The sequence below is a fragment of the Streptacidiphilus pinicola genome (genome assembly GCF_003258295.1).
GTDB lineage: Bacteria > Actinomycetota > Actinomycetes > Streptomycetales > Streptomycetaceae > Streptacidiphilus > Streptacidiphilus pinicola.
The window spans coordinates 1-15,076 of sequence record NZ_QKYN01000203.1; the positions used below are offsets into that span (position 1 = coordinate 1).

A 15,076-nucleotide genomic window follows, 5' to 3' on the forward strand; every position below is an offset into this window, starting at 1 on the left:
GCCCCGCCCGCCGCGCGGGTGCCGCGGGCGGGAAGCGCCGGCCAGCCGCCGCCCGAGACGCCGGACACCACCGCGGCTCCGGCCGCACCGGCGGCCTCGCCGGACATGCCGTGGCAGACCCCGGACACCCCTCCGGCCGCTCGCCCCCGCCGCTCCCGCTCGGTCTCCTCGGGCAGCGTCAGCCAAACGCCGGAGCCCCAGACCGAGGGCGGCGAGGCGCCGACGCCTGCCGCGCCGGAGGCGGCCGAGCCCGAGACCGCTGACCCCGACGCCGCCGCCGAAGGCGGGTCGTCCCCCGAGGAGGGCGCGTGAACAGCACGCTCGACGCGCTGGTGCGCTGCATCGCCGTGCTCCTCGTGTTCCTCGTCTTCCCGCTCGTCATCGGGCAGACCGAGCACAAGGTCATGGCCCACATGCAGGGCCGGCTCGGCCCCATGTACGCCGGTGGGTTCCACGGGTGGGCGCAGCTCGTCGCGGACGGGGTGAAGTTCGCGCAGAAGGAGGACGTCGTCCCCGCCGGCGCGGACCGGAGGATCTTCCAGCTCGCGCCCGCCGTGGCGCTGCTGCCGTACCTGCTGGCGCTCGTCGCCATCCCGCTCGGACCGAACGACCTGGTCGGGCAGGGCGTCGACGCGGGGCTGTTCTTCGTGCTCGCGGTGATGGGCGTCGGCGTGCTCGGCTCGCTGATGGCGGGGTGGGCGTCGGCGAACAAGTTCTCCCTCCTCGGCGGGATCCGGACCGCCGCCCAGCTGATGGCGTACGAGCTGCCGATGCTGCTCGCCGCGGCCAGCGTCGCCATGGCAGCGGGCACGGTGTCGCTGACCGGGATCCTCGGGGCGTTCCACTGGTGGTGGGTGCCCTGGCAGATCGTGGGCGGGTTCGTCTTCTTCGTCTCCGGCCTCGCCGAGCTGCAACGACCGCCGTTCGACATGCCGGTGGCCGACTCCGAGATCATCTTCGGCGCCTACACCGAGTACACGGGGCTGCGCTTCGCGCTGTTCCTGCTCTCCGAGTACGCGGGCATCCTGGTCGTCTCGGCGCTGACCGCCGTGCTCTTCCTCGGCGGCTGGCACGGGCCGATGGCGGACAGCCTCGGCTGGCTGTGGATGCTGCTGAAGACCTTCGCGCTGGCCTTCCTGGTGATCTGGATCCGCGTCACCTACCCGCGTCTGCGCGAGGACCAGCTGATGCGCTTCGCCTGGACCGTGCTCATCCCGCTCTCCCTCGCGCAGCTCGCGCTGACCGGCATCGTCAAGGTGGTGATCTCCTGATGTCTCCGAAGATCCCCGGCCGCGGCCTGGCCAAGGGCCTCGCGGTCACCCTGCGGACGATGACGCGGAGGACCGTCACCGCGCAGTACCCCGACGTGCAGCCCGAGCTGCCGCCGCGCTCGCGCGGCGTCATCGCGCTGCTGGAGGAGAACTGCACGGTGTGCATGCTGTGCGCGCGCGAGTGCCCGGACTGGTGCATCTACATCGACTCCCACAAGGAGACGCTGCCCGCCGCCGAGCCGAACGCCCGGGCCCGCACCCGCAACGTGCTGGACCGGTTCGCGATCGACTTCTCGCTCTGCATGTACTGCGGCATCTGCATCGAGGTGTGCCCCTTCGACGCGCTGTTCTGGTCGCCGGAGTTCGAGTACGCCGAGGAGGACATCCTCGACCTCACCCACGAGCGGGACCGCCTGCGCGAGTGGATGTGGACCGTGCCCGCGCCGCCCGCCCTCGACCCGGCCGCCGAGGACCCGAAGGAGATCGCGGCCGCCCGCAAGGCCGCCGAGAAGGCGCACGCGGCGGCCGTCGCCAAGGAGGACGAGGCGTGAACCTGGCCGTCACCGCCCTCGACTCCACCCACGGGTTCCTGTCGCCCTCCGGCGTCGAGATCGTCTTCGTCCTGGTCGGCCTCGGCGTCCTCGGCGCCGCGCTGCTGACCGTCACCACCAAGCAGCTCGTCCACGCCGCCCTCTGGCTGGTCGTCGCGCTCGGCGGGCTCGCGGTCGAGTACCTGCTGCTGACGGCCGAGTTCATCGCCTGGGTGCAGGTGCTGATCTACGTCGGCGCGGTCGTGGTGCTGGTCCTGTTCGGACTGATGCTGACGCGCGCACCCATCGGCGCCTCACCCGACGCCGACTCGGGCAACCGCCCGCTCGCCTTCGGCGTCGCCCTGGCGGCCGCCGCCACGCTGGTGACCCTCGTCGTGGACGCGTTCCGCAGCACCTGGATCGACCTCGGCACCGTCGCCGGCAGCACCAAGGCCAACGGCGTCACCCTGTTCCGCTACTGGGTGCTGCCGTTCGAGGCCCTGTCGGTGCTGCTGCTCGCCGCGCTCGTCGGCGCGATCGTCCTGTCCCGGCGCAACGCCAACGCTCGTGACGAGAAGGAGCGCTGAGCGGGATGCATCTCGTCTTCCCGGCCGTCCTCGCGGCCCTGCTCTTCTGTGTGGGCCTCTACGGCGTGCTGGCGCGCCGCAACGCCGTGCTGATGCTGATGTCCGTCGAGCTGATGCTCAACGCCGTCAACCTCAACCTCGTCGCCTTCGACGTCTGGCTGCGCGACGCCCTGCACGCGGGCCAGGCGCTGACGCTGTTCACCATCACCGTGGCCGCCGCCGAGATCGGACTCGGTCTGGCCATCGTGCTGCTGATCTTCCGTCACCGCGGCACCGCCGACATCGACCGGGTGGGCCGCCTGGCCGACGGCGACGAGACGGCCGGCGACGGCGGCGAACAACAGGCCCGCGACGACGAGAAGAAGGCCGTCCGATGACCCTCACGCTCGCGATCCTCGTCCCGCTGCTGCCGTTCCTCGGCGCGCTCGCCGGCCTCGCCGCCGGCCGACGCGCGCCCGGGATGGTCCGGCCGCTGGCCGTGCTGCCGACGCTGGCCTCGGTCGTGCTCGCGGTGCTCGTCGCGGTCAAGCTCGGCACCGGGCACCACCTCGACGCGGCCACGCAGCTGACCCCGACCGGCGGCACGCCGATCTCGCTCTCGCTGCACCTGGACGGCATCGCGGCGCTGCTGGCCGTGCTGGTCACGGTCGTCGCCGCCTGCGTGCAGATCTACTCGACGGCGTACCTGCGCGAGGACCCGCGCTACCCCTCCTACGCGGCGCTGGTCTCGCTGTTCACCGCGGCGATGCTGCTGGTCGTCTACTCCGGCGACCTGATCGTGCTGCTGGTCGGCTGGGAGGTCATGGGCGTCTGCTCGTACTTCCTGGTGGGGCACCACTGGGAGCGCTCGGAGGCGCGGTCCGCGTCGATCAAGGCGTTCCTGGTCACCAAGCTCGGTGACGTCCCGTTCCTCTTCGGCATCTTCGTACTCGCCGCCGACGCCGGGACCTTCCGCATCAACGGCATCGTCGGCGCGGCGGCCGGCGGCCACCTGCACCACGCGACGCTCGCCGCGCTGCTGCTGCTCGGCGGTGTGGCCGGCAAGTCCGCGCAGTTCCCGCTGCACACCTGGCTCCCCGACGCGATGGCCGGCCCGACACCGGTCTCCGCGCTGATCCACGCCGCCACCATGGTGGCCGCGGGCGTCTACCTGGTGGCCCGGCTGGAGCCGGTGTTCCTGCTCTCCACCGCCGCGCTGGTGGTGCTCGGCGTCATGGCCGTCGTCACGATGGTCGGCTCCGCGCTGTGCGCGCTCGCCCAGGACGACATGAAGCGGGTGCTGGCCTACTCGACGGTGGGTCAGCTCGGCTACATGGCCGGGGCGCTCGCGGTCGGCGACCGCGACGCGGCGCTGTTCCACCTGATCACCCACGGCGCGTTCAAGGCGCTGCTGTTCCTGGCCGCCGGCGTGGTCATCCACGCCGTACACACCAACTCGCTGACGGCGATGGGCCGCATGGACGGCCTGCGCCGCCGCGTCCCGGACGCCTACGCGACCATGGGCATCGGCCTGGCCGCGCTGGCCGGGCTGCCGCCCTTCTCGGGCTTCTTCAGCAAGGACGCGATCCTGACGGCGGCCGAGCACGCCGCCAGGGGCGAGGCGTTGACCGGCGGGCTCGGCCCAGCCGGGAACGTGCCCAGCTGGCTCGGCTGGACCGTGCTCGTCGGCGGCCTGCTGACCGCGCTGCTCACCGCCGCCTACGCCACCCGGCTGTGGCTGCTGGCCTTCTTCCCGGTGCGGCGCGCCGAGCAGGCCGGGGCGCCCGTCGCGCCGACCGCCGCCGCGGCCGCCGCGCTCGCCTCGGACGAACCCGCCGGGCCGGTCGAGCCGGCCGCGATGAAGGGCCCGCTGTGGCTGCTGGCCGTGCCCAGCCTGGCGCTGGGCCTGGTCGGCCTGTGGCCGCACGCGCTGCCGGCCTGGCTGGACGGGGTCGCGCTCACCCCCTCCGGGGTGACCTGGCCGATCGCCACCGTCGTCGCCCTGCTCGGCGCGGGCCTGGCCTGGCTGGCCTGGCGTCGCGCCACCGCCCGGGTGCTGGCCGAGGCGGAGGCCGACCCGGCCGCCGCCGCGGACCCGGCGCCGCTGCTGCTCGGTCCGCTGCTCGGGCCCGCCCGTACCGGCTTCGGCATCGACACCCTCTACGACCGGGCCTTCGTCCGCCCCGTCCTCGGCGCCGCGCGTCTGGTCTCCTTCCTGGACCGCGAGGTCGTCGAGACCTACGTCAAGGGCGCCGCCGTCACTCCCGGCCTGATCGGGCGGGTGGTGCGCCGCGCCCAGAACGGCAACATCCAGGGCTACCTGAGCGCGCTGGCCGCCGGCGTCGTGGTGCTGGCCGTGATCGTGGCGGTGGCGCAGTGACGATCAAGGCAGTGACGATCAAGGCAGTGCCGACTCGGACCTTCTGCTGCACGGAGGCGACCGCCCGATGACCGCCCTGCTCCTCGCCCTGCTCGCGCTGCCGCTGGCCGGCGCCGCCGCCACGCTGCTGCCCGCGCTCGGCGGACGCCGCGCGCTCTGGCTCGGCGTCGCCGTCACCGGCGCCGACCTGGCCCTGGCGATCGCGCTGGCCGCCGGCTTCGACCTGCACCGCCCCGCCGCGATGCAGGGCGTCACGAACGTCGCCTGGATCCCGGCGCTGAACGTCCGCTTCCACCTCGGCGTCGACGGCATCTCGCTGCCGCTGCTGGTGCTGACGGCGCTGCTGACCTTCCTGTGCGCGCTGTACTCGCTCAAGAAGCTGCCGGCCGGCGGCAGCGAGCGGGGCTGGACCGGGCTGCTGCTGCTCCTGGCCACCGGCATGCTGGCCACCTTCGCCGTGCTCGACCTGCTGCTGTTCTTCCTGGCGTTCGAGGTCGTGCTGGTGCCCATGTACTTCCTGATCGCCCGTTGGGGCGGGGAGAACCGGGGCCCGGCCGCGTTCCGCTTCATCCTCTACACGCTGCTCGGCTCCGCGGTGATGCTGCTGGGCCTGCTGCTGCTCGGCATCAAGGCCGGCACCTTCGACATGACGGCGCTGGCCGCCGACCACGGCCTCGGCCTCTCCCGCGGCACGCAGGTGATCGTCGTCCTCGCCGTCGGTCTCGGACTGGCCGTCAAGTCGCCGATGTGGCCGTTCCACAGCTGGCTGCCCGACGCCCACACCGCCGCGCCCACGGCCGGCTCGGTACTGCTGGCCGGCGTGCTGCTGAAGATGGGCACCTACGGCTTCGTCCGGGTGCTGATCCCGAGCACCCCGCTCGGCATGCACACCCTCGCGCCCTACCTCGGCGCGCTCGCCGTCATCGGCATCCTCTACGGCTCGCTCGCCTGCCTGGCCCTGGTCCGCCCCGGCGCCAAGGGCGACCTGAAGCGCCTGATCGCGTACTCCTCCGTCGGTCACATGGGCTTCGTCCTGCTCGGCATCGCCACGCTGACCGCCACCGGCATCAACGGCGCCCTCTTCGCCAACATCGGCCACGGCCTGATCACCGGCCTGCTCTTCTTCCTGGTCGGCGCGGTCAAGGACCGCTACGGCACGGCCGACCTGGACGCCCTCGCGGGAGCCGGCGCCGACACCGGCGCCGCCCTCTACGGGCGCCTGCCGCGCCTCGGCGGACTGCTGGCCTTCGCCGCCGTGGCCAGCCTGGGCCTGCCCGGGCTCGCCGGGTTCTGGGGCGAGCTGCTGGCGATGCTGGGCTCCTTCCAGCCCGCCGCCGGTCTCTCCCGGCCGACCTTCCTCACCCTGATGGCGCTGGCCGGGCTCGGCACCCTGCTGACCGCGGCCTACCTCCTCTCCGTCGTGCGCCGCGTCTGCATGGGCGACCCGACGGTGGAGAGCCCGGCCACCGCCAAGGCCCCGGCCCTCGCCGACGTCCAAGGCATCGAGGCCGCCACCTGGACCCCGCTGGTCGTCCTGACCGTCGCCGCCGGGCTCTGGCCCGCGCTGCTGCTCGGGCTGACCACCCCCGCCGTCAAGGCCCTGCTCGGAGGCAGCTGAGCCATGCTGACCGTCGCCGCTCCTGCCCTCGACCACCTCGCCGGGTCGCTGATCCAGTCCGTGGACTGGGTCGCGATCGCGCCTCCGCTGGTGCCCGCGGCGCTGGCGCTCGTCGTGCTCGTCGCCGACCTGTTCCTGCCCCCCGCGCGCAAGGCGCTGCTCGGCTGGCTCTCGGTGGCCGGGCTGGTGGCCTCGCTCGCCCTGCTGCTGCCGCTGCGGTCCGGCCACCGCCGGACCTTCTGCCTGCCCAGCCCGACCCTGCCCGGCCCGACCCACGGGCCGACGTCCTGCTCCTACGTGGCCGACCACTTCGCGCTGGCCTTCCAGCTGCTGGTGCTGGGCGGGGCGCTGATCGTGGCGCTGATGTCCCTCGTCTCCGTCGAGGACGACCGCCTCCCGGCCGGCGAGTTCTGGTTCCTGCTGCTCGCCTCGACCTGCGGCGCGGCCCTGCTGCCGGCCTGCCGGGACCTCGCCTCGCTCGTCGTCGCGCTGGAGCTCGCCTCGCTGCCCGCCTTCGCGCTCGTCGCGCTGCGCCGCGACGGCCGCGGCGGGGAGGCCGCGCTGAAGTTCTTCCTCTCGTCGGTGACCGCGACCGCCGTCACCCTGCTCGGGGTCAGCTTCGTCTACGCCGCCAGCGGCAGCCTCTACCTGGACCGGATCGCGGCGGCCCTGCCGAACGTGCCCGGCCAGCTGCAGCCGCTGACCGCCGTCGGAACCGTGCTCACCCTGGTCGGCTTCGCCTTCAAGACGGCGGCCGTGCCGTTCCACTTCTGGGTGCCCGACACCTACGCGGGCGCCCCCGTGCCCGTCGCCGGATATCTCTCTGTGGTGGGCAAGGCTGCCGGACTCGCGGGCCTCGCCGCAATCGCCGTGCTCGGTTTTCACTCCTACGGGCGAGACTGGGGCCTCGCGCTCGCGGTGCTGGCCGCGCTCACCATGACGGTCGGCAACGTCGGCGCGCTGCGCCAGCGCGGTGACGCCCCGCACAGCGCGGTCCGGCTGCTGGCCTGGTCCTCGATCGCCCAGGCGGGCTATCTGCTGGTCCCCATCGCGGCGGCCGGCTACGGTGCGAGCCCCGGCGCCATCGGCGCGACGGTCGCCTTCGCGCTCGTCTACGGCGTGGTCAACCTGGGCGCCTTCGCGGTCGTCACCTCCGCGGGCACGCGGCTGGACGAGTACCGCGGCCTCTTCGCGCGACGCCCCGCCGCCGCGCTCGCGATGGCCTTCTTCCTGCTGAACCTGGCCGGTCTGCCGCCGGGCGTGGTCGGTCTCTTCGGCAAGGTCGTGGTCTTCCGCGCGGTGGTCGACGCGGGCATGGGCTGGCTGGCCGTCATCATGGCCGTCAACGTCGTGATCGCGCTCTACTACTACCTGGTCTGGACGGCGCGGCTGTTCCAGCCGGCGCCGGACGCCGTCGCCACCGGTCGCCGGGTGCCGTCCGCGCTCGTGGGCGCGCTGGCGCTGGCCGCCGCGCTCGGTGTGGTGCTCTCGGTGGACCCGCAGATCGTGCTGCAGCTGGCTTCGGGCTCCCTGTTCGGCTGAGTGCCGAGTTGCACCCGAGCCGCTCACAGGTGAGAAGGGAACTAGGAAATCCGGCTCGCCCGTTGAAATGTCCGAACGGGCTGTGAAAGACACCCCCCAACGCAGGTCTCGGAGGGCTTCCGTGCACCGCCAGCACAACGGGCTGAAGACGGCCGTACTCCTCGGCGCGATGTCCGCGCTGATCATCGTGATCGGCAGCTTCTGGGGCCGGACCGGCCTGGTCGTCGGGCTGGTCGTCGCGCTGGCCACCAACGGTTTCGCCTACTGGAACAGCGACAAGCTGGCGCTGCGTTCGATGCGGGCCCGGCCCGTCAGCGAGATCGAGGCGCCGGTGATGTACCGGATCGTCCGCGAGCTCTCCACCTCCGCCCGGCAGCCGATGCCGCGGCTCTACATCTCGCCCACCGACGCGCCCAACGCCTTCGCCACCGGCCGAAACCCGCGGAACGCCGCGGTCTGCTGCACCCAGGGCATCCTCAACATCCTCGACGAGCGGGAGCTGCGCGGCGTGCTCGGCCACGAGCTGTCCCACGTCTACAACCGGGACATCCTCATCTCCTCGGTGGCGGGCGCGCTGGCTTCGGTGGTGATGTTCCTGGTCAACTTCGCCTGGTTGATCCCGGTCGGGCGCGGCGAGGACGACGAGGGGCCGGGGCTGGTCGGACTGCTGCTGATCATGATCCTGGGCCCGCTGGCGGCGGGCATCATCCAACTGGCCGTCAGCCGCTCCCGGGAGTACCAGGCGGACGCCTCCGGCGCCCAGCTGACCGGGGATCCGCTGGCGCTGGCCGGCGCGCTGCGCAAGCTGGAGCGCGGCACCCAGATGCTGCCGCTGCCGGCCCGGCCGGAGCTGGAGACCGCCAGCCACATGATGATCGCCAACCCGTTCCGGGCCGGTTCCGGCGGCGGGCTGGCCACCAAGCTGTTCTCCACGCACCCGCCGATGCCGGACCGCATCGCCCGTCTGGAGCAGATGGCCGGCCGACGCGGCTGAGGCGCCACCGGCCACCCGGCCCGCCGGCTCAGCCCAGCCCGAACCAGCCGAGGACCGTGTCCACCAGCAGGATCGTCGACATGGTCGCCACGCCCACCACCACGATCGTGGCCACGATCCGGAAGCCGCGGCTGTTCGCGTGGTCGCCCAGCAGGCTGCGCCGGTTGGTCAGGATCAGCAGGTAGACCAGGACGACCGGGGTGATCAGGCCCTGCAGCACCTGAGTACCGATCAGCAGCTGGATGACGTCGATCGGGGTCATCGCGACCACCGCGCCCAGCGCGATCTGCACGGTGAACAGGGTCAGGAAGAACGGTGCGTCGCGGAACGAGCGGGAGACCGAGCGCTCGACCCCGGCCGCCTCGCCGATCGCGTAGCTCGCGGAGAGCGGCACCACGGCACCGGCCAGCGCGGAGGCGCCGATCAGGCCGAGCGCGAAGAGCAGCTCCGCGCTCTGCCCGGCGACGGGCTCCAGCGCCTTGGCGGCATCCGCGGCCGAGTTCAGTGGTCCGGTGCCGCCGATGGTGGTGGCGGTGGCGATGATGATGGTCAGGCTGATCACGCAGGCGAAGATCGCGCCGATCATCGCGTCCGCGCGGATCAGCGGGTAGTCGATGGTGCGGGTGCCGCGGTCGACGACGCCGGCGGCGGCGTAGAACTGCATGTAGGGGCTGACCGTGGTGCCGATCAGCGCCACCGCCAGCAGGATGAAGTCCTTGCTGCCGTCCAGGTGCGGGATCACCAGGTTCTTGCCGACGTCGCCCCAGTGCGGCTTGCCCATGATCATCGCGATCGGGTAGGCGAAGAAGACCAGCGACATCACCAGGAAGATCCGCTCGGCGTAGCGGTAGGAGCCGAACAGCACCAGCCCCCACAGCAGCAGTGCGGCGGGCGGGATGATCGCCCACTTGGGCACGCCCAGCAGCTCGAACCCGGCGCCGATCCCGGCGAACTCGGAGACCACCAGGCCGGTGTTGGCCAGCAGCAGGCAGCCCAGCGCCAGACCGGTCGCACGCAGGCTGAACTGCTCGCGGATCAGCGCGCCCAGGCCCTTGCCGGTGAACGCGCCGAGCCGGACCGCCATCTCCTGCACCAGCACCAGGGCGATGGTGACCAGCACCATGAAGAAGAGCGTCCCGTAGACGTACTGCGAGCCGGCGCTGGCATAGGTGGCGATCCCGGCCGCGTCGTTGCCGGCGTTCGCGGCGACCAGGCCCGGTCCGGCGACGCCGACCAGGGCCACCAGCCGGGCCCAGCGTTTCCAGCGGGTGATCCGGCCCAGCACGGGCACCCTGGCCAGGCGGCTCGTCGCGGTGCCCGGCTCGGCCGCGGCCACGGCCTCGCCGGGGGCGCCGTCGGTGCCCTGGGCGCTGTCGGTGTCGACGGTCACTGGAGGAACCTCCGGAAGTGCAGGCGGCCGCGGGCGGGCAACAGGTGGTCGAGGACGTCGTCGGCCAGGATCCGGCCGACGGGACGCCGCTCCTCGTCCACGACCAGCAGCGAGGAGGCGCGCGAGGCGACCAGCTTCTCGGCCACGTCGCCGAGCCGGGTGTGCGCGTCCACCGCCTCGTCGCGGGTGAACTGGCTCAGCCAGTCGGCGATCTCGCCGACGGTGCTCTGGTCCTCGGCGACGGTCAGGTCGAAGAGCGGGATGTCGGCCAGCAGCCGTCCGTCCACGGAGACCAGCGCCACGGCGTCGATCTCGGTCCGGTGCTCGCCGTGGGTGGCCAGCTCGGCGCGCAGCTCGGCGACGGTCTGCTCGCGGTACGCCGTCACCAGCCGCGTCGTCATCGAGCCGCCCGCAGTGTCCTCGGGGTAGGCCAGCAGCTCGCGCAGCTGCGCCGCCTCGTCGTCGCCGATGCGGGTCAGCAGCTGCTCGCGCTCGTCGTGCTGCAGGTCGCGCAGCGCCTCGGCGGCCTCGTCCGGCTCCATCTCCTCGACCAGCCGGGCGGCGCTCTCGGGCGGGGCCTCGCGCAGCAGGTTCTCCAGCTCCGCGGGCTCCATCTCCTCCAGGGCGTCGGCGGCGTGGCCCGGGTCGAGCATCGCCAGCAGCTGCTGGCGCTCGGAGCGGCCGAGGTCCTCCAGCAGGTCGGCCAGCTCGGACGGGCGCAGCCGGTGCAGCGCGGAGCGGGAGGCGTTGAGGCGGACCTCAGCCGGGCCGTCGGTGGCGTTCTCGGCGAAGGGGGCGACCGTCTGCCAGTCGACCACTCGTTCGGGTGTGGCTCGGGTCTGCCAGCGCTTCGGGCCGAGGCGGCGCAGTAGCGTGGGGAGGCTGACGTCGACACCGACCAGCAGCACCCGATCGCCCACGGGCGCCAGGTAGAGGTCGGCGGCCCGGTTCACCTGCACGCCGTCCACGTCGACCAGTTGATGGTCCAGCACATCCCGCCCGAGCAGCACCTCGCCGGGGCGGCGGACGAAGTCGGTGAGGTCCATCCGGGCGCTCTTGAGGTCCACCCGGTCCGCGTGGATCTGGCCGATCGCGGAGGCGGTCAGGAACGAGCGGCGGCGCCCGACCCGGACGACGAGGCCGGTGACGGGCGGATAGGGCTCGTTGCCGTACAGCCGCGCGACGACGTCGACCACACGGCCGACCTCGTCGCCCACGGGGTTGAGCACCGGCCGCCCGGTCAGCCCGGCGAGCGAGACGAGCGCCTCGCGCACGGCGCGCGTGGACGTCGCCTGCCGGACCAGCGGCACGCGTCGACCGCGCGTCCTCGACGTCGCACCGGCGGGCGGCGTGGGCGCGCTCGCGGCGGACTGGTTCGCGATGGACGGGCCTGCGGCGGACGGGCTTGCTGCGGACGAGGTGGTGGAAGTCATGACGGTGTCACCCCCAGATAACCGCGCGAAGGCGGAGCGGGGCAGCGCGCGATCGGACGTCCTGCGGGGCGTGCGGGGCGGGCGCGGTTCGTGGGAGCGCGCCTACCAGCGCAGGTCGGCCGACCTCGTGCTGCGGAAGAAAGCGGAGGACGAGGGAGATGCGGGTTGGGGCCGACTATGACCCGGACTACTGTCCACTCTTCGCCTCCTTCCGGTCGGAGGTGCTGATCCGAGGCTCCGTTGACACAGTGACAGATCGACACCGTGACAACCGGCCGGATTCTACCCAGGTGGAGCAGCAGCACGCCATTGGTCCAGCTCGCACCGAGTGGCAGGTCGGCCGGGAGGGAACCAGACTTGGACGTACAGGCGTGGAATCCAGTGGATCTGTCGATAACGAACGACGCGAAGAAGGAGAGTCGTGAAGCTGATCAACTTCGTCCTCAACGTCATCTGGCTCCTCTTCGCCGGGTTGGTGATGGCGTTGGGCTACGCGGTGGCCGGGCTCATCTGCATGATCCTGATCATCACCATCCCCTGGGGCATCGCCGCCTTCCGGATCGCCTTCTACGTGCTGTGGCCCTTCGGCCGCACCACCCGGGTCCGCGACGACGCGGGCGCCGCCTCCTGCGCGGGCAACGTGGTCTGGCTCGTCGTCGCCGGCTGGTGGCTGGCCCTCGGCCACATCGTCACCAGCATCGCGCTGGCCATCACCATCATCGGCATCCCGTTCGCCTGGGCGAACCTGAAGATGATCCCGGTCTCGCTGATGCCGCTCGGCCGCGAGATCGTCTCGACCGACGACCGCTTCGCCGGCTGGTGACCCCGCCCGGTCCTAGGCCGTTCCGACCGCCTCGCGGAGCCGGCGGAACTCGATGGCGAGGCCGTCCAGGGTGTAGTGGGCGTTGAGGCCGCTCGGGTTGGGCAGCAGCCAGACCCGGGTGGCGTCGGTCGCGCCGCCCAGGCCGCTCTCCTGCGGCCCGACGGCCGCCTTCGGCCGGCCGAACGCCGCCCGGTAGGCGCCGATTCCGAGCACCGCCAGCACCTGCGGCCGCCACCGCTCCACCCGATCGACCAGTGCCTGGCCGCCGAGCCGGTACTCCTCCGCGCTCAGCTCGTCCGCCTTCGCGGTCGTGCGCGCGACCACGTTGGTGATGCCGAGCCCCAGCCCGAGCAGCTCGTCCTGCTCCTCCGGCCGCAGCTGACGCGGCGTGAAGCCGCTGCGGTGCAGGGCCGGCCAGAAGCGGTTGCCCGGGCGGGCGAAGTGGCGGCCGGTCGCGCCCGACCACAGCCCGGGGTTGATGCCGCAGAACAGCACCCGCAGGTCCGGCCCGATCACGTCGGGGATCGTCGCGTCCTGCGCGGCGGCGAGCTGCTCGGCTGTGGGCTTCGTGGCGCTGGGCTTCACGCGGTCAATTCTGCACCGGGCTAGTTCTGGACCGAGGTGCGGGACCAGGCGGTGCCGTCGTAGAAGTAGGCCGGGTCGCCCTGCAGGCCGACGGTGCGGAACGGCCTGCCGTGGTCGTCGATCGGCAGGACCCCGGAGCGGTCGCCGCTGCTCCACGCCAGCCCCAGATACCAGCTGACGTCCTGACCCACGGTCCCCGCGTCCACGTTCAGCACCTGCGCGTCGCCGCTCGACACCTGGTACGGGAAGTTCGACAGGGTCGACGTCTCGCTGCTGCCGACATAGCCCGCCACTGGCTTGGTGCGCGGTACGGTCGCGTCCAGGTCCACGGCGAAGGACGCCGGGTCGAGCCCGCCGCCGCAGCCGGACCCCGCGGTGTAGGCGATCCCGCTCGCCGCGGGCCTGCTGCTCACCACGTGCACGTAGAGCGCGTGCAGCACCACCGGCTGACCGGGCCTGCCCTGCACCGTCAGCTGCAGGCGCAGATGCCCGCCCGGCACCCCGCCGAGCGCGGACGCCCAGGCGTTGGTCTGCTCCAGCGAGGGCGGCGGCGGGACCTTGCCGGGCTGTTGTGACATCAGGAACCACTGGCCGCACTGCATGTCCCAGTTGTCGGCGAGCACGTTGACCTGCAGCGGAGGCGGCCCGTCGTCGCCCGCCGCCGGCGAGGAGGAGGCCGCGGAGGGAGAGGCGGTGGCGCTGCCGGAGGAGCCGCCGGAGCCGGAGGGCGACGGCGCGGGGGAGCCGGTCCCACCGGTCGGCGTGCCCGAGGGCGTGCTGGGAGCACCGGGCGTGCCGGTGGTGCTGTGGGTCGTGAGCGGGGCGGACGCGCCGGTGTTCTGCGTGTCGCCGCCCTCGGTGCGCAGGGCGAGCGGCAGCGCCGTGACGGCGGCGATCGCGGCGACGGCGCCGAGCACGAGCACGGTCCGCCGGGACCGCCGCGCGGGCGCCTCAGGCGCGTCGGGCGGCTCGGGCGCCTCCGGCGGCACGCGATCCGCCACGACCGGCTCGGGTTCGCGCTCGGGTTCGCGGCGCTGCGCGTCGGCCAGCAGCCAGCGGCGGTGCAGCGTCACCAGCTCCTCCGGCGTGGCACCGCAGACGCGGGCCAGGCGCTCGACCGGCGCGTACTCGGTGGGGACCGCAGCGCCGTTGCAGTAGCGGTGCAGCGTGGAGGTGCTGACATGCAGTCGGGTGGCGAGCTGGCCGTAGCTGCGTCCCGAACGCTCCTTCAGCTCGCGCAGCTGCGTCGCGAAATCCTCGATGTGCGTGGGCATTCCGGCTTCCCCCTCGTCCCGCCCAGCCGTTCCAGGCACGGCCATCCTCGCAGCTCAGGGCAGTGGGAACGTTCCAGCGTCCCTGACTGTCGCGAGACTGTGGCATCCGGGACGGACCCGGCACGACGGTGGTGACGCAAGCCGGTCGACGAACACAACAGAAGGTCAGGTCCACCACCATGTCGATGAAGTCCGCGCTCACGTCCGCCGCCGTCGTCGCCCTGGGGGCGCTCGGCGCCCTCTCGCTCACCGCCTGCCAGCCCGGGACGACCGGCGGCTCGGCCGGCTCCTCGCCCTCGGCGGTCGCGTCGAGCCCCGCGGTGGGCGCCTCGGGTGTGCCGGTCTCCGCGCCGTCCTCGCCGGCGTCGTCGCAGGGCGGCGGTACGGGCGGCACCGGCGGTACGGGTGGCGGCGGTTCCGGCGGTGGCGACGCGACCAGCGACAGCTACGCCTACCAGCACCCCTGCGCGCCGCAGCAGCTCACCGTGCATGTGGTCCGCCGCTCGGCCGCGCCCTCGCAGCGCGTGATCGAGGTCCGCAACAACGGGTCCGCCTCCTGCGGCCTCAGCTACTTCCCGCTGGTCTACCTGGACAGCGCGCACGCCGCGGACGGCAGTCAGGCGGTCAAGCCGCTCGTCCCCAGCGGCCTCGGCGGCGCGCCCGCCTACCC

The 15,076-nt window shown here is 72.9% G+C and carries 13 protein-coding genes and 2 pseudogenes; 11 read left to right on the forward strand and 4 right to left on the reverse strand.

Translation table 11 applies throughout. The annotated features are described in order from the left end of the window. The 9 genes and pseudogenes from DN069_RS40670 to htpX all read left to right on the forward strand — a co-directional run. A pseudogene (locus DN069_RS40670) lies at positions 1 to 312 on the forward strand (NADH-quinone oxidoreductase subunit C); the annotation flags it as partial. Continuing rightward, positions 309 to 1,271 (forward strand): NADH-quinone oxidoreductase subunit NuoH, encoded by a 963-nt coding sequence (gene nuoH, locus DN069_RS36665; protein ID WP_111507581.1) that lies wholly within the window; start codon positions 309 to 311, stop codon positions 1,269 to 1,271. The pseudogene DN069_RS40670 and the gene nuoH, both read left to right, overlap by 4 nt. Beyond that, positions 1,271 to 1,822 carry a NuoI/complex I 23 kDa subunit family protein gene (locus DN069_RS36670; protein WP_111507582.1) on the forward strand — a complete coding sequence of 184 codons (552 nt, stop codon included), beginning with the start codon at positions 1,271 to 1,273 and terminating at the stop codon, positions 1,820 to 1,822. The genes nuoH and DN069_RS36670 overlap by 1 nt, the downstream gene beginning before the upstream one ends. Beyond that, the gene (locus DN069_RS36675; protein WP_111507583.1) at positions 1,819 to 2,388 is read left to right on the forward strand and encodes an NADH-quinone oxidoreductase subunit J family protein; all 570 of its coding nucleotides are present in this window, start codon (positions 1,819 to 1,821) and stop codon (positions 2,386 to 2,388) included. Before DN069_RS36670 ends, DN069_RS36675 begins: the two co-directional genes overlap by 4 nt. Positions 2,389 to 2,393: 5 nt before the next feature. Then, a complete protein-coding gene (nuoK, locus tag DN069_RS36680) occupies positions 2,394 to 2,765 on the forward strand; it encodes an NADH-quinone oxidoreductase subunit NuoK (RefSeq protein ID WP_111507584.1) in 372 nt (123 codons plus the stop codon). After that, complete coding sequence (locus tag DN069_RS36685) at positions 2,762 to 4,747, forward strand: NADH-quinone oxidoreductase subunit 5 family protein (RefSeq protein ID WP_111507585.1); 1,986 nt, start codon at positions 2,762 to 2,764, stop codon at positions 4,745 to 4,747. Before nuoK ends, DN069_RS36685 begins: the two co-directional genes overlap by 4 nt. A 67-nt stretch (positions 4,748 to 4,814) precedes the next feature. After that, positions 4,815 to 6,365, forward strand: a complete 1,551-nt coding sequence (locus DN069_RS36690) for a complex I subunit 4 family protein (RefSeq protein ID WP_111507586.1) — start codon at positions 4,815 to 4,817, stop codon at positions 6,363 to 6,365. A 3-nt stretch (positions 6,366 to 6,368) separates the two neighbouring features. After that, on the forward strand, positions 6,369 to 7,907 hold the full coding sequence (locus tag DN069_RS36695; RefSeq protein WP_111507587.1) for an NADH-quinone oxidoreductase subunit N: 1,539 nt from the start codon (positions 6,369 to 6,371) through the stop codon (positions 7,905 to 7,907). Between the two features lie 121 nt (positions 7,908 to 8,028). Next, positions 8,029 to 8,901 carry a zinc metalloprotease HtpX gene (htpX, locus tag DN069_RS36700; RefSeq protein ID WP_111507588.1) on the forward strand — a complete coding sequence of 291 codons (873 nt, stop codon included), beginning with the start codon at positions 8,029 to 8,031 and terminating at the stop codon, positions 8,899 to 8,901. A gap of 28 nt (positions 8,902 to 8,929) precedes the next feature. On the opposite strand, the gene DN069_RS36705 is transcribed toward htpX, so the two are convergent. Both DN069_RS36705 and DN069_RS36710 read right to left on the reverse strand, forming a co-directional pair. Beyond that, complete coding sequence (locus tag DN069_RS36705) at positions 8,930 to 10,291, reverse strand: NRAMP family divalent metal transporter (protein ID WP_243640273.1); 1,362 nt, start codon at positions 10,289 to 10,291, stop codon at positions 8,930 to 8,932. Beyond that, positions 10,288 to 11,724 carry a magnesium transporter MgtE N-terminal domain-containing protein gene (locus DN069_RS36710; protein ID WP_111507589.1) on the reverse strand — a complete coding sequence of 479 codons (1,437 nt, stop codon included), beginning with the start codon at positions 11,722 to 11,724 and terminating at the stop codon, positions 10,288 to 10,290. Before DN069_RS36710 ends, DN069_RS36705 begins: the two co-directional genes overlap by 4 nt. 421 nt (positions 11,725 to 12,145) lie before the next feature. Here DN069_RS36710 and DN069_RS36715 point away from each other — a divergent pair, with 421 nt between their 5' ends. Further along, a complete protein-coding gene (locus tag DN069_RS36715) occupies positions 12,146 to 12,547 on the forward strand; it encodes a YccF domain-containing protein (protein WP_111507590.1) in 402 nt (133 codons plus the stop codon). 12 nt (positions 12,548 to 12,559) lie between these two features. Here the strand turns inward: DN069_RS36715 and mug are convergent, their stop codons facing one another. Together mug and DN069_RS36725 are read right to left on the reverse strand one after the other, a co-directional pair. Continuing rightward, positions 12,560 to 13,132: a G/U mismatch-specific DNA glycosylase gene (mug, locus tag DN069_RS36720; protein WP_111507591.1), complete on the reverse strand. Its 573-nt coding sequence runs from the start codon at positions 13,130 to 13,132 to the stop codon at positions 12,560 to 12,562. A 20-nt stretch (positions 13,133 to 13,152) separates the two neighbouring features. Then, positions 13,153 to 14,406, reverse strand: coding sequence for a helix-turn-helix domain-containing protein (locus DN069_RS36725; RefSeq protein ID WP_207892396.1), 1,254 nt, complete (start codon positions 14,404 to 14,406; stop codon positions 13,153 to 13,155). 179 nt (positions 14,407 to 14,585) lie between these two features. Between DN069_RS36725 and DN069_RS36730 the strand changes: the two are divergent. Continuing rightward, a pseudogene (locus DN069_RS36730) lies at positions 14,586 to 15,076 on the forward strand (DUF4232 domain-containing protein); the annotation flags it as partial.

Bases quoted from the DNA above. Each gene is read 5' to 3' on its own strand.
- DN069_RS36695 (WP_111507587.1), top strand. From the start codon at position 6,369: ATGCTGACCGTCGCCGCTCCTGCCCTCGACCACCTCGCCGGGTCGCTG.
- DN069_RS36690 (WP_111507586.1), top strand. From the start codon at position 4,815: ATGACCGCCCTGCTCCTCGCCCTGCTCGCGCTGCCGCTGGCCGGCGCC.
- DN069_RS36685 (WP_111507585.1), top strand. From the start codon at position 2,762: ATGACCCTCACGCTCGCGATCCTCGTCCCGCTGCTGCCGTTCCTCGGC.
- DN069_RS36725 (WP_207892396.1), bottom strand. From the start codon at position 14,406: ATGCCCACGCACATCGAGGATTTCGCGACGCAGCTGCGCGAGCTGAAG.
- DN069_RS36670 (WP_111507582.1), top strand. From the start codon at position 1,271: ATGTCTCCGAAGATCCCCGGCCGCGGCCTGGCCAAGGGCCTCGCGGTC.
- DN069_RS36710 (WP_111507589.1), bottom strand. From the start codon at position 11,724: ATGACTTCCACCACCTCGTCCGCAGCAAGCCCGTCCGCCGCAGGCCCG.
- nuoK (WP_111507584.1), top strand. From the start codon at position 2,394: ATGCATCTCGTCTTCCCGGCCGTCCTCGCGGCCCTGCTCTTCTGTGTG.